The organism is Jiangella alkaliphila, from assembly GCF_900105925.1.
GTDB lineage: Bacteria > Actinomycetota > Actinomycetes > Jiangellales > Jiangellaceae > Jiangella > Jiangella alkaliphila.
Window position 1 is genome coordinate 945,542 of sequence record NZ_LT629791.1, and the last position, 12,762, is coordinate 958,303.

The 12,762-nt window shown below is 73.9% G+C and carries 12 protein-coding genes; 7 read left to right on the forward strand and 5 right to left on the reverse strand.

What is annotated here, in order from left to right; all coding sequences use genetic code 11:
• The first annotated feature begins 88 nt into the window (after positions 1-88).
• Positions 89-1,702: a phosphodiester glycosidase family protein gene (locus BLV05_RS04410; RefSeq protein WP_052763012.1), complete on the forward strand. Its 1,614-nt coding sequence runs from the start codon at positions 89-91 to the stop codon at positions 1,700-1,702.
• On the opposite strand, the gene BLV05_RS04415 is transcribed toward BLV05_RS04410, so the two are convergent.
• Positions 1,683-2,321 carry a TetR/AcrR family transcriptional regulator gene (locus tag BLV05_RS04415; RefSeq protein ID WP_046771933.1) on the reverse strand — a complete coding sequence of 213 codons (639 nt, stop codon included), beginning with the start codon at positions 2,319-2,321 and terminating at the stop codon, positions 1,683-1,685. The genes BLV05_RS04410 and BLV05_RS04415 overlap by 20 nt on opposite strands.
• Positions 2,322-2,464: 143 nt before the next feature.
• On the opposite strand from BLV05_RS04415, the gene pdhA reads away from it, so the two are divergent.
• From pdhA to BLV05_RS04430, 3 genes are read left to right on the forward strand one after another with little or no spacing between them, the layout of a single operon-like run.
• On the forward strand, positions 2,465-3,517 hold the full coding sequence (pdhA, locus tag BLV05_RS04420; protein WP_046771932.1) for a pyruvate dehydrogenase (acetyl-transferring) E1 component subunit alpha: 1,053 nt from the start codon (positions 2,465-2,467) through the stop codon (positions 3,515-3,517).
• Position 3,518: 1 nt separating this feature from the next.
• The gene (locus BLV05_RS04425) at positions 3,519-4,526 is read left to right on the forward strand and encodes an alpha-ketoacid dehydrogenase subunit beta (RefSeq protein WP_046771931.1); all 1,008 of its coding nucleotides are present in this window, start codon (positions 3,519-3,521) and stop codon (positions 4,524-4,526) included.
• A 13-nt stretch (positions 4,527-4,539) separates the two neighbouring features.
• Entirely contained in the window at positions 4,540-5,802 is a 1,263-nt protein-coding gene (locus BLV05_RS04430) for a dihydrolipoamide acetyltransferase family protein (protein ID WP_046771930.1), read from the forward strand.
• On the opposite strand, the gene BLV05_RS04435 is transcribed toward BLV05_RS04430, so the two are convergent.
• Positions 5,799-7,073: an alpha/beta fold hydrolase gene (locus tag BLV05_RS04435; protein ID WP_052763011.1), complete on the reverse strand. Its 1,275-nt coding sequence runs from the start codon at positions 7,071-7,073 to the stop codon at positions 5,799-5,801. The genes BLV05_RS04430 and BLV05_RS04435 overlap by 4 nt on opposite strands.
• Positions 7,074-7,573: 500 nt before the next feature.
• Between BLV05_RS04435 and BLV05_RS04445 the strand changes: the two genes are divergently transcribed.
• Both BLV05_RS04445 and BLV05_RS04450 read left to right on the forward strand, forming a co-directional pair.
• A complete protein-coding gene (locus BLV05_RS04445; protein WP_052763010.1) occupies positions 7,574-8,320 on the forward strand; it encodes a sensor histidine kinase in 747 nt (248 codons plus the stop codon).
• The gene (locus BLV05_RS04450; RefSeq protein ID WP_046771928.1) at positions 8,317-8,985 is read left to right on the forward strand and encodes a response regulator; all 669 of its coding nucleotides are present in this window, start codon (positions 8,317-8,319) and stop codon (positions 8,983-8,985) included. Before BLV05_RS04445 ends, BLV05_RS04450 begins: the two co-directional genes overlap by 4 nt.
• Positions 8,986-8,994: 9 nt before the next feature.
• On the opposite strand, the gene BLV05_RS04455 is transcribed toward BLV05_RS04450, so the two are convergent.
• The 3 genes from BLV05_RS04455 to BLV05_RS04465 are packed head-to-tail and all read right to left on the reverse strand — an operon-like array spanning position 8,995 to position 11,393.
• Positions 8,995-9,918, reverse strand: coding sequence for a bifunctional helix-turn-helix transcriptional regulator/GNAT family N-acetyltransferase (locus BLV05_RS04455; RefSeq protein WP_046771927.1), 924 nt, complete (start codon positions 9,916-9,918; stop codon positions 8,995-8,997).
• Positions 9,919-9,948: 30 nt separating this feature from the next.
• Entirely contained in the window at positions 9,949-10,776 is an 828-nt protein-coding gene (locus BLV05_RS04460; RefSeq protein WP_046771926.1) for a bifunctional 5,10-methylenetetrahydrofolate dehydrogenase/5,10-methenyltetrahydrofolate cyclohydrolase, read from the reverse strand.
• Positions 10,773-11,393 (reverse strand): cyclodeaminase/cyclohydrolase family protein, encoded by a 621-nt coding sequence (locus BLV05_RS04465; RefSeq protein ID WP_046771925.1) that lies wholly within the window; start codon positions 11,391-11,393, stop codon positions 10,773-10,775. The genes BLV05_RS04460 and BLV05_RS04465 overlap by 4 nt, the downstream gene beginning before the upstream one ends.
• A gap of 196 nt (positions 11,394-11,589) precedes the next feature.
• Between BLV05_RS04465 and BLV05_RS04470 the strand changes: the two genes are divergently transcribed.
• Positions 11,590-12,630 carry a serine hydrolase domain-containing protein gene (locus BLV05_RS04470; RefSeq protein WP_046771924.1) on the forward strand — a complete coding sequence of 347 codons (1,041 nt, stop codon included), beginning with the start codon at positions 11,590-11,592 and terminating at the stop codon, positions 12,628-12,630.
• The last annotated feature ends 132 nt before the right edge of the window (positions 12,631-12,762 follow it).

The following is a 12,762-nucleotide window of genomic DNA, read 5'->3' on the forward strand; positions in this document are numbered from 1 at the left end:
GACCCGGCTCGCGCCCCGTTCATCCACCCGCCACCTCGGCGGATTAGCGTGCGTCTCCGTCCGGCAACCCCCTCAGAAGGGACGTCTCATGCGCAAGCCGACACGCGTCGCCCTCTCCGCCCTCGCCGGCGTCTGCGTCCTGGGGGTGGGCGTCGCGGGCGCGGGCGCCGCCCCGTCGGCGGCCGCTGACCTGCTGCCGGACGAGCTGCCGCTGGGTCCGGCCGGCCTGGTCGAGCAGCGCGAGCAGGAGGAGCTGGCGCCCGGCGTCACGCTGTACCGGATCGTCCGCGGCGCCGTCGACCCGGACGACGGCTACACGGCGACCGCCGGCTTCGCGACGACCGAGGCCGAGGCCGGCGCGCTGGCGGACCGGGTCCGCGCGGCCGGGCTGCAGCCACGAATCGAGCCGGCCGCGGAACCGGCGCCGTCCGGTGCCCCGCTCGGCTGGACCGTGCGGGTGGGCCTGTTCCCGACGGCGGCCGGTGCCGAGGCGCTGCTGCCGCCGCTGCGGGCGGCCGGCCTGACGCCGCGCGTCGACGACACCTGGCACGACGGCGCCGAGACCGACGGCCCGTGGCGGGTGACGATCATCGAGGTCGACCCGGACGTGTACGACGGCACGGTCCGCACCGAGCTGGCGACCGGCGAGGTGTTCGGCCGCGAGACCACCAGCGCGATCGTGGACCGGGTCGGCGCACTGGCCGCGGTCAACGGCGGTTTCTTCACCATCGACGGCAGCCGGAACGTCCCTGGACCCTGGCTCGAGGGCACCGACGGCGACCCCGCCGGCATCTCGGTGGTGGACGGGCGGCTGGCGTCGGAGTCGGTGGGCGACCGCCCGGCGCTGCTGCTGACCGGCGACGGCGACGGCCGGGTGCGTCGGCTGGCCACCGACCTCTCCCTCCGAGCCGGCCGCGAGTCAGCCCAGGGTACCGGCCTCAACCGGGAGCCCGGCCTCGTGCTCAACTGTGGCGGCGTGGGCGCGGCGACGCCGATCGCGGCGCCGGCGCACGACTACACCTGCGGCAACGCGCACGAGCTGGTCGCGTTCACCGCCGACTTCGGCGCGCCGCTGCCGGCCGGCGCCGGGTACCAGGTCCGGCTGGACGGCCGCGGCCGTGTGGTCGAGGCGGCACCGGTCCGGGGCGGCGCGGAACCGCAGGCCGACACCGTCGTCGTCCAGGGCACCGGGGACACCGCGGCCTGGCTGGCCGAGCACGGCACAGTCGGAGTACGGCTCGCCCTCGACACCCGGGTCGTCGACGGCGACACCGGCCGGCGGGTGCCGCTGCGGCCGGACGCCACCGTGGTCAACGGCGGCCCGCTGCTGGTCGAGGACGGCGCGACCGCGCTCGACCCGGTGCGCGACGGCTGGAGCCCGGCGACACTGGGCGGCACCGCGCGGGCGGACTTCTACTGGCGCTGGTACGTGCGCCGCAACCCGCGCACCGCGGCCGGCGTGCTGCCGGACGGGCGGCTCGTGTTCGCGGTCGTCGACGGGCGCCAGCCGGGCCGCAGCGTCGGACTGAGCATCACCGAGACCGCGGCGCTGATGCACTCGCTCGGCGCGGAGGAGGCGCTGAACCTCGACGGCGGCGGCTCGAGCACCGTCGTCACCGACGACGGCGTCGTCAACACCCCGAGCGACCCGGTCGAGCGGCCCGTCGGCGACGCCGTCGTGCTCATTCCCGGCCAGGAATGAGGATCAGCTCCAGCGTCCGGCTGACGTGCTCCGCGGCGGCCGCCTCGGTGGGCGCCGGGTCCAGGCCGAACATCCGCCGCCGGTGCGGTTCGCCCATGAGCAGCGTGAACAGCTGCTCGGCCAGCAGATCGAGGTCGTCGGCACGGACGGCGATCCGCTCAGGCGGCAGCGCGGCGAGCAGGCCGGACAGCACGCCGATGTAGCGGCGCGGCCCGTTCGCGTAGTGCCGGGCGGCGAGGTCGGGGAACTTCGCCGCCTCGCCGGTGACCAGCCGGTGCAGCCCGATCGCCTCGTCGGAGAGCATGAGCCGGACCAGCCGCACCCCGAACGCGTGCAGGTCGCTCACCGGGTCGCCGGCGTCGGGTGCGACGGTGTTGACGACGCGGTCGCCGAGCCGGCGCACGACGGCCACGAAAAGGTCGGCCTTGTCGCCGACGGTCGTGTAGACGGTGCGCTTGGCGACCCGCGCCTCGGCGGCGATGACCTCGATGGTCGTGTCGCCGTATCCGTGCGCGAGGAACAGCCGCATCGCGGTCTCGAGCAGCGCGTCGCGCCGGGCCGCGCGGTCGACGTCGCGCGGCCGCCCGCGCGGCGCCGTCGCCGTCCCCCGTGCAGTCACCTGGCCATCCTGACTCGGAGGTAGGCTTGGACGCAATGAAACGCTAACGTTTCATTGTTTTGCCCGGCCACCGCCGGGCCACCGCTGCGCGTCCCACGTCCGACGTCCAGGACGCGCCCCGTGACAACGAAGGGCGGGTAAGAGTGGCGACCACCAGTCGCAAGCGTCCGGCGCGCTCGGCGAACAACTCCGAGGAACTGCTCGGGTACTACCGTCAGATGCTCCTGGTCCGCCGGTTCGAGGAGCGCACCGCGCAGGCGTACACCGAGGCGAAGATCGGCGGCTACTGCCACCTCAACCTCGGCGAAGAGGCCACCGTCGTCGGCCTGATGGCGGCCATCGAAGAGCGCGACTACCTCTTCACGAACTACCGCGACCACGGCTACGCGCTGATCCGCGGCATGGACCCGGGCCGGGTCATGGCCGAGCTCTACGGCCGGCAGGACGGCGTCAGCAAGGGCTGGGGCGGTTCGATGCACCTGTTCGACACCGACGTCCGCCAGCTCGGCGGCTACGGCATCGTCGGCGGGCAGCTGCCGCTGGCGGCCGGCGCCGCGCTCGCGGTCAACTACCGCGACGGCGACGAGGTCGTCATGTGCCAGATGGGCGACGGCACCACGAACATCGGCGCGTTCCACGAGACGCTGAACATCGCGACGCTCTGGGACCTGCCGATCGTGTTCGTCGTCGTCAACAACCACCTCGGCATGGGCACGACCGTCGAGATGTCCTCAGCCGAGCCCGAGCTGTACAGGCGCGCGTCGTCGTACCGCATGGAGTCTGCGCGGGTCGACGGCAACGACGTCATCGCCGTCCGCGACGCGGCGAAGGTCGCCGTCGAGCGGGCCCGCAAGGAGCAGAAGCCGTACCTGCTCGAGACCGTGAGCGGCCGGCTGCGCGGGCACTCCGTCGTCGACCCCGCCGCGTACCGCAGCAAGGAGGAGGTCGAGGAGGTCCGCGCCCAGGACCCCGTCGCCGGCCTGCACGACCGGCTCGTCGCCGCCAAGGTGGCCGACGCCGGCCAGCTGGCCGAGATCGACGCCGACGTCCACCGCATCGTCAAGGCCGCCGTCGAGTTCGCCGACAAGAGCCCCGCGCCCGAGGTGTCGTCGCTGTTCGACTACACCTACGCGAGCCCGGTGCCGAACGACTCGCGCCGCCTCCCCGCTGACCCGCTGTTCCCGGTAGGAGCCTGACATGGCCGTCATGAGTTACCGCCAGGCGCTGCACGACACCCTGCGCGCCGAGATGCTCCGCGACCCGGACGTCTTCTTGATGGGTGAGGAGATCGGCCGGTTCGAGGGCTCCTACAAGATCACCGCCGGCCTGCTCGACGAGTTCGGGCCGAAGCGCGTCCGCGACACCCCCATTGCCGAGGAGGGCTTCACCGGCGCCGCCGTCGGCGCGGCCATGCTCGGCCTGCGCCCGGTCGTCGAGATCATGACGATCAACTTCTCGCTGCTCGCGCTGGACCAGATCGTCAACCACGCCGCGAAGATCTACGGCATGTTCGGCGGCCAGCGGTCGGTGCCGATGGTCATCCGCACCCCCGGTGGCGGCGGCCAGCAGCTCGCGGCCACGCACTCGCAGAACGTCGAGCTGTTCTACGCGTTCACGCCCGGCCTCAAGGTCGTGGCGCCGTCGTCGCCGGCTGACGCGAAGGCGCTGCTGATCGCGTCCATCCGCGACAACGATCCGGTGCTGTTCCTCGAGAACCTCGCGCTCTACAACACCAAGGGCGAGGTCCCCGACGGCGACGAGCCGGCCGAGATCGGCCGCGCCGCCGTCACCCGCGAGGGCACCGACATCACGCTGGTCGCGTACTCGCGCATGGCGCACGTCGCGCTGCAGGTCGCCGAGAAGCTGGCGTCGGAGGAGGGCATCTCCGCCGAGGTGGTCGACCTGCGCAGCCTGCGCCCGCTGGACCGGCCGACGATCATCGAGTCGGTCAAGAAGACGTCCTGCGCCGTCGTGCTCGAGGACGACTGGCTGACGTACGGCATCGGCGCCGAGGTCGCGGCGTCCATCTCCGACGGCGCGTTCGACTACCTCGACGCCCCGGTACGGCGGGTGGCGATGGCCGAGGTGCCGCTGCCGTACGCGAAGCCGCTCGAGCTGGCGGCGCTGCCGTCGGCGAACGACGTCGTCACCGTCGTCCACCAGACCCTCGACGCCGTCGGCCGCCGGTCCGTCGGCGCGCACTGAGGAGATTTCAGCGATGACCGACATCCTGATGCCCCGCCTCTCCGACACGATGGAGGAGGGCGTCGTCAGCGCCTGGCGCAAGCAGGTCGGCGACGAGGTCCACCCGGGCGACGTCCTGGTCGAGATCGAGACCGACAAGGCCGTCATGGAGCACGAAGCCTACGAGGAGGGCGTGCTCGGCGAGATCCTGGTGAAGGAGGGCGACACCGCCCCGATCGGCGCGCCGATCGCCCGGCTCGTCGGCGCCGGCGAGCCCGTCGGCGGGTCCGAGCCCGCCCCCGCAGCTCCCGCACCCGCACCCGCACCCGCACCCGAGTTGATCTTGGAGAAAGCGCGGGATCAATCAGGCGAATCGGACGGCAACTCCGCGGTTACTCCAAGATCAACGGGGGCGGGCCGCATCCTGTCCTCGCCGCTGGCCCGGCGCGACGCCCGCGAGCTGGGCGTCGACCTGGCGACGGTGCCGGGCTCCGGCCCCGGCGGGCGGATCATCCGGGCCGACGTCGCGAAGGCGGCCTCCGCCGCTCCGGCGGCCCCGGTGAGCACCCCCGCGGCGCCGGCCGCTGCCGCCCGGGCCGTCGAGGAGACCGACGAGCTGATCCCGCTGACGTCGATCCGCAAGACGATCGCCCGCCGGCTGACCGAGAGCATGCAGTCGTCGCCGCACTTCTACGTGACGAAGACGATCGACGCCGGCCCGCTGTCGACGCTGCGGGCGCAGCTGAACGAGCGGCTGGTCGCGGCGGAGAAGAAGAAGGTCAGCGTCAACGACATCATCGTGCGGGCCGTCGCGGTCGTGCTGCGCGACCACCCGGTCGTGAACTCGTCGTTCACGCCCGAGGCGATCGTCCAGCACGGGCGCATCCACGTCGGCATCGCGGTGGCGACCGAGACCGGGCTGGTCGTGCCGGTCATCCGCGACGCCGACACGAAGAGCCTGACCAGCATCTCCGCCGAGACCCGCACGCTGGCCGGCAAGGCCCGCGACCGCAAGCTCGGCCTGGACGAGATGACCGGCGGCACGTTCACCGTCAGCAACCTCGGCATGTACGGCATCGACCACTTCACCGCCGTGATCAACCCGCCCGAGGCGGCCATCCTGGCGGTCGGCGCGGTGCGGCCCGAGCCGGGTGTCAAGGACGGCGAACTCGCGGTCGTGCAGAAGATGACGATGACGCTGTCGTCGGACCACCGGGTCATCGACGGCGCGCAGGCCGCGGAGTTCGTCCGCGACCTCGCCGCCGTGCTCGAGGACCCCTGGCTGGCGATCGCCTAGGGCAGGCCGTCGAGGAACTCGAGGACCGCGCGACGGTACGCGTCGGGCTGCTCGGCGTCGATGAGGTGACCGGCGCCGGGCACCTCGACGAGCGTGGCGTTGGGCAGCACCTCGTCGTACTCACGAGCGATGGCCGGGTCCTTGTAGTCGCACGCGCCACGCAGGACGAGGGCCGGCACGTCGACGTCGCGCAGGGCGGGCCGCGGATCGGGGACGGTCAGCTGGTCGGCCGAGGTGAGCTGGTTGGCGTAGAAGCCGGGGACGGACTGCGGCGTCTCGCCGGTCGGCTGGTCCGGGTGGCAGGTCGCCGCCGGCGCGGCGATCGTCAGCAGCTCGGCGAAGACCGCGTCGATCTCGGCGTCGCCGACTACGGCGTGCGCGGCGCGCGGGTTCGCCTCCATGAGCAGCGCCCAGGCCAGCAGCCGCGGGCTCGCCTCGAGGTCGTCGATGCGCCGCTCCTGCTCCGGCGTGAGCCGGTCCCAGATGTCGCCCTCCTCGCGATCGGCCCACGCCGGCGCCCACAGCACGCCGGGCGAGGTGAGCAGCAGGCCGGCCACGTGCTCGGGGTGCTCGGCGGTGTACTCGGCGGCCAGCGTGGCGCCCCAGGAGGCGCCCATGAGCACGACGCGGTCGGCGCCGATCGTGGCGCGGACGGCCTCGAGGTCGGCGACCTGGCGGGCGACCGTGTAGCCGGTGGGGTCGTCGAGCCGGTCCGAGCGGCCGGCGCCGAGCTGGTCGTAGGTGTAGACGTCGTAGCCCTGCCCGGCGAGCAGGCGGTCCACGTCATCGGGGCCGTCGCCCGGCGTCCCCGGCCCGCCGTGCAGCACGATGATCGGGGTCGTCGCCGCGGCGCCTTCGGCGGGCGTGTGGGTGTAGGCCAGGCGCGACCCGGTCGGCAGTGTCCAGTAGCCCGTGGGCTGCGACTGCGGCGTGGGCGGCGTCTCGTCCATGGGCAGCAGGACGGTCACCGACGCGAGTGCGGCGGTCACGGCGACCACCGCCACGGTGACGGCAGCGGTGACCCGCGGGCGCCGCAGGCCGGCGTACACGAGCAGCGCGCAGGTCACCGTCATGGCGACGAGGCCGGCGGCGGTGAAGAGGGTGGGTTCGGGGGTGGCCATGGCGGTCGCCCACAGGGCGGCGGCCCCGACGGGCGGCGCGGCGAGCACGCCGAGCAGGACCAGGAGGGTGCGGACGACGCGGCGGAGCACCCGCCGTCCGCGTCGGGTCGTGGTGGTCGGGGTGACATGGGGGCTGAGCTGCTGCGTCATGGTGCGATCGTGTCCGGGCCGGACCAGCGGGCGCGTCCGCCGGCGCGCATCGAATGGGTCACCGCGCGGGTGGACCGGGTGTCACCGCCCAGGGGGACGGCAGCCACGCAACAGCGGCCGTAGCCTGTCCCTCGTGAGGCGCTGGTGGGAGCGTTGGCGGCCCGATCGGACGGTGGAGCGCGGCCCGGTGTGGGTCGCGCTCGACGTCGTGGTCGCGTACCTCTCCGCGGTCATCGCCATCGGCCCGTCGGACCACACGGCGTCCGTCCTCAGCGGTTCGCCGGTCGAACGGGTCTGCGCGGTCGTGTGGTTCGTCGCGATCGCGGGGCGGCGGTTCGCGCCTGGCTGGGCGCTCTGGGCGGCCGGCGCGGCGACGGTGGCGGCGGTCGCGTCCGGCGCGGAGGTCACGAACGTCTCGCTGGCGACCGCGCTCGCCCTGACCCTGGTCGTCCAGACCCGGGCGCCCTGGCGTGCGGCGGAGCTCGCCGCCCTGCCCGTTGGTGGCCGCCCTGGTGGCGCTCGCGGGCGACGAGGCCGCCTTCGTGCCCGCCGTGGCCGTCCACTTCGTGGCCTGGCTGGTGGGCCGGGCGGGCCGGACCCGCCGGGAGGCTCAGGACGCGCTGCGCGCTCGCGACAGCGAACGGGCCGTGGCGGCCGAGCGGGACCGGATGGCCCGGGAGCTGCACGACGCGGTCGGACACGCGGTGACGGTGATGGTCACCCATGCCGGTGCGGCCCGTCTCGTCCTCGCCGACGACGCGCCGCCGGTGCAGGAGGCGCTCGCGCGGATCGAGGACGTCGGCCGTGGCGCGATGACCGATCTCGACCGGATCCTGGGACTGCTCACCGACACCTACGACCTCGAGGCGACCCTGCGCGCGCTGGTGGCCGGGCTGCCCGGCCACGTCACGGCCGAGCTCCGCCTGCCGGAGGCGGAGGTGTTGCGCCGGCTGCCGCCGCGGACCGCCGAGACGGCCGGGCGGGTGGTCCAGGAGTCGCTGACCAACGTCGTCCGCCACGCCGGGCCGGCCCATGCCGTCGTCGACGTGGCACTCACCGGCCGCGACCTCGCCGTGGTGGTCACGGACGACGGCGCCGGGCCGGCCACCCGGTGGCCCGGCGGCGGCCGCGGCCTGACCGGCATGAAGGAGCGCGTCAGCGGCCTGGGCGGCAGCCTCGACGCCGGCCCCGCTGACGGCGGCGGATGGCGCGTCGCGGCCACGCTGCCACTGGAGGGAACGCCATGATCCGGGTCCTGCTCGCCGACGACGAGGACCTGATGCGCGCCGGGCTGCGAATGATGCTGGAAACCCAGCCCGATCTCGTCGTGGTCGGCGAAGCGGCCGACGGCCGCGAGGCGGCGCGGCTGGCCGCTGCCACGGCACCCGACGTCGTGCTGATGGACATCCGGATGCCGGTCCAGGACGGGGTGGCCGCCACCCGCGCGATCACGGCGGCGGGGGCGGGCGCGCCGCGCGTGCTGATCCTCACCACCTTCGAGCTGGACGAGTACGTCTTCGCGGCCATCCGCGCGGGCGCGGCCGGCTTCCTCCTCAAGCGCAGCCCGCCGGAGATCCTCATCGACGGCATCCGGACCGTCGCCGCCGGCGACGCCCTGCTCGGCCCGTCCGTCACCCGCCGTCTGCTCGCGGAGTTCGCCCGGTCCGCCCCGGTCCCGCCCGATCCGGAGACCGCCCGCCGGCTGGCCCGCCTCACCGAGCGCGAGCACGACGTGCTCCTGCTGCTCGGCCGCGGCCTGTCGAACGCGGAGATCGCCGCGCGCCTGCACATCGGCGCGGCGACGGTCAAGACGCACGTGACCCGGGTCCTCGACAAGCTCGGCCTGCGCGACCGCGTCCACGCGGTGGTCTTCGCCTTCGACCACGGGCTGGTCACGCCGAAGGGGTCGTGAGCCGGCGGGTCAGAGCTCGCGCCGCCAGATCTGGCCGACCAGGTCGTGGCCGAAGCTGTGGTGGCGGTTCTCCTCGACCAGCTCGAACCCCGCCTTCTGGTAGATGCGCCGGGCGGCCACGAGCACGTCGTTGGTCCACAGGATCATCGACGTGTAGCCGGCCGACCGGGCGAACTCCATGCACTCCTCGACCAGCCGGGTGCCGATGCCGCTGCCGCGCGCGTCGGGGTCGACCAGCAGCAGCCGCAGCTGCGCCGTCGTGTCGTCCTTGCGCACGCAGAACACGGCGCCGACGGGGCGGCCGTCCAGCTCGGCCACCCAGGCGTGCTCGCGGGCCGGGTCGAGGTGCTCGACGTAGTCGGCGACGATGCGCGCGACCAGGCCCTCGTAGCTGCGGTCCCAGCCGTACTCCTGGGTGTAGAGGACGGCGTTGCGCTGCACGACCCAGCCCAGATCGCCCGGGCGCAGCCCGCGGACGACGACCGTGCGCGGCCGTTCGGAGTCGGTGAGCAACCTGCGGACGGAGTCGAGGTCGGCCACCAGCCGGCGGCGGTCGGCCTCGGGCAGCGCGTCGAGCAGCTGCTCGACCTGCCGGTCGGAGCGGTTCTGGAGGTCCTCGCGCGCCGCGCGGCCGGCGTCGGTCAGCGCGGCCAGCAGCTTGCGGCCGTCGGCGGCCGAGCGGGTGCGCTCGATCAGCCCGGCCGACTCGAACCGGGCCAGCGTGCGGCTGAGCTGGGCGGCGTCGATGTCGAGCGCCTCGCGCAGCTCGCCGACCTCGGTGACGTCGCGCCGGCCCAGCTCGAAGACGATGCGCCCCTCGGTGAGCGAGTAGCCCGACCGCAGCAGCTCCTGGTCGAGGAAGCCCATGACGCGTGTGTAGAAGCGGTTGAACTGACGGACCGCGGCCACCTGGTCGCGTTGTACCTCGGTCATACCGTTGACTGTATCAAGGAAACCCTTGACTCAGTCAACAACATTCTTCAGGAGCAGCGCCGTGGTCACCGGGCCGACGCCGCCCGGCACCGGGGTCAGCGCCGCCGCCACGTCCGCGACCGCCGGGTCGACGTCGCCCGCCAGGCCGCCGTCGGACGTCGGGTTGGTGCCGACGTCGACGACCACCGCGCCCGGACGGACGTGCTCAGGCTCGATGAGGTGGGTCCGGCCAACGGCCGCGACCAGCACGTCCGCCGTCGACGTGACGGCGGCGAGGTCGCGGGTGCGCGAGTGGCACACCGTCACCGTCGCGTCGCGGTCCAGCAGCAGGTGCGCCAGCGGCTTGCCCACGACGACGGACCGGCCGACGACCACGGCCCGGGCGCCGGCGAGGTCGACGGCGTACTCGTCCAGCAGCGCGACGACGGCGGAGGCGGTGGCCGGCGCATAGGCGGGCAGCCCGGCGGCCAGCCGGCCGAGCGAGAGCGGGTTGGCGCCGTCGACGTCCTTGGCCGGGTCGATCGCGCCGGACACCTCGGCGAGCGCGACGCCGGGCGGCAGCGGCGTCTGCAGCATGACGCCGTCGACGGCCGGGTCGGCGCTGAGCGCGGCCAGCCGGTCCGCGATGCCGGCCGCGGTCGCCGTCGTGCCGAGGTCGGCGACGTCGCAGTCGAGGCCGGCCTTGCCGGCGGCCGACGCGATGGAGCGGACGTACCAGGCGCTCGCCTCGTCGTCGGTCGCCGTGACGATGACCAGCCGGGCCGGCCGCCCCTCGGCGCGCTTGGCGGCGGCCGCGTCGGCGACCTGGGCGCGGATGCGGGCGGCGAAGTCCTTGCCGGTCAGCGGCCGCGCCGTCACTCGCCGACCTGCTGGCGCACCGCGGCGGTGACCTGATCGGCCCGGGCGGCGAGGTCGTCGACCTCGCCCGCGGTCGCCGTCAGCCGGTCGCGGACCGCCTGGTCGGTGACGCCGGCGAGGTTGATCTCGACGTTCAGCCGGGCCGTCGTCGCGGCGGCGCGGGCGGCCTCGGCGGCGGCCGCGACGTCGGTGACCACGTTCGGGTTGCCGACGGGCAGCAGCTCCTCGGCCATCGCGACCAGGTGGGTCGCCGCGATGATGACGGCGGCCGGCGGCTCGGCGGCCGCGGCCAGCGCGGTGGCGATCGCCGCGGACCGCGCCGCCTTCTCCTCGTCGGTGTCCTGCGGCAGCTGGTAGGTCTCGGTGACGGCGAAGAACGCCTCGGCGTCGTCCTCGGCCAGCTCCAGCGCGTCGGTGCGTAGCGCGTCGGCCTTCACCAGCACCCGTTCGACGACGTCGGCGTACTGCTCGTACTTGGGGCCGGTGCTGTAGCGCGCCACCATACCGAGCAGAGCGGCCGACTGGGCGGCATGCAGGGCAGCGACGGCACCGCCGCCGGGGGCGGGCACCCGGGCGGCCAGGCCGTCCAGGAAAGCGCCGATGGTCTCGTCGCGCACGGGATCTCCTCGAGTCGGCTGACGATCGCCGCCCCCAGTCTCCCGCGTCCGGACCGATCCGCGCACGACGGGGTGCGCCGCCCGCGTCTCACCGTGTTCACCAGATGAGACAACTATCCCGGAACCGCCTATTTTCGGCCGATCATGAAAGAAGTGGCGCAACCCCGGGCGCCACCACAACCTCATAGGCGGCACCATGACGAGAGCCATCGACCAGTTGTTGACTCGCGCCGTGGACAGTGCGGTCCTGCCCGGCGCGGTCTGGGCCGTCGGCGATCCCGACGGAGTCCGCGCCCAGGGAGCCTGCGGGCTGCTCGATCCTTCGGTGCCGGACGACCCGATGCGCCCGGACACCCTGTTCGACCTCGCCAGCCTCACCAAGATCGTCGCCGTCTGGTCCTGCGTCGGCACGCTCTGGGAGGACGGCACCCTCAACCTCGACCGACCCCTCGTCGACTACCTGCCCGACCTCGACGGTCACGACCTCGCCGGCGTCACCGCCCAGCAGCTGCTCACGCACACCGCCGGCGTCCCGTCGCGGGCCAACCTCAAGGCGCTCTACGGCACCGATCGCGCCGACGTCGAGCGCGGCATCCTGAGCGAACGGCTCAGCCACCGCCCCGGCCAGGTCGTCGAGTACACCGACCGCGCGGCGCTGATCCTCGGCATCCTCGCCGAGCGGCTCACCGGGCTGCGACTGGACGAGCTGAGCCGGGCCTGCGCCTGGGATGCGCTGCACATGGAGTCGACCCGGTTCGGGCCCGTCGACGAGGCCGACGTCGCGCGGTGCGCGCCGACCGAGTGGGACGAGTCGGCCGGGCAGCATCTCAGGGGCACGCCGCACGACTACTCCGCCCGGCTGCTCGGCGTCTGCGGCAGCGCCGGCGTGTTCTCCGTCGTCGCCGACCTCGCCGCATTCCTGCGCTACCTGCTCGCGCCCGACCAGGCGCCGCGACGCCCCGGCTTCGGGCCGGCGTGGATCAAGGAGTCGCTGAAGGTGCAGACCGGCGCGCTGCAGCCGGCCCGCGGCCTGTTCTGGCATCCCGCGCCGACGCCGGAGGGCGTGGGCGGGCGCGACGTGTGGGCGCACTTCGGCTTCACCGGGACCGCGATGTGGGTCTCCGTCCGCCGTCGCCGCTGGGCCGTGCTGCTGACCAACAAGCTCTACTACACCCGCGACAGCCACCCGATCCTCGACGTCCGCAAGGCCTTCTGCCGTTACGCGTTCGACCTCTGACCAGGGGCTTAGGTGCGCCAGGGTTTGCCGAGTTGGGCGTCCCCCTGCTGCCCATTTTCTTAGCCGCGCCGCGCCTCAAGCGGACTGATGGGCGCTTCGCGCCGTCGATGACCGCTTGACCCGCGGGTCCGC

What these genes read in the sequence shown, in the direction of transcription:
- BLV05_RS04410 (WP_052763012.1), top strand. Translation starts at nt 89, where the DNA reads ATGCGCAAGCCGACACGCGTCGCCCTCTCCGCCCTCGCCGGCGTCTGC.
- BLV05_RS04425 (WP_046771931.1), top strand. Translation starts at nt 3,519, where the DNA reads ATGGCCGTCATGAGTTACCGCCAGGCGCTGCACGACACCCTGCGCGCC.
- BLV05_RS04430 (WP_046771930.1), top strand. Translation starts at nt 4,540, where the DNA reads ATGACCGACATCCTGATGCCCCGCCTCTCCGACACGATGGAGGAGGGC.
- BLV05_RS04435 (WP_052763011.1), bottom strand. Translation starts at nt 7,073, where the DNA reads ATGACGCAGCAGCTCAGCCCCCATGTCACCCCGACCACCACGACCCGA.
- BLV05_RS04450 (WP_046771928.1), top strand. Translation starts at nt 8,317, where the DNA reads ATGATCCGGGTCCTGCTCGCCGACGACGAGGACCTGATGCGCGCCGGG.
- BLV05_RS04455 (WP_046771927.1), bottom strand. Translation starts at nt 9,918, where the DNA reads ATGACCGAGGTACAACGCGACCAGGTGGCCGCGGTCCGTCAGTTCAAC.
- BLV05_RS04470 (WP_046771924.1), top strand. Translation starts at nt 11,590, where the DNA reads ATGACGAGAGCCATCGACCAGTTGTTGACTCGCGCCGTGGACAGTGCG.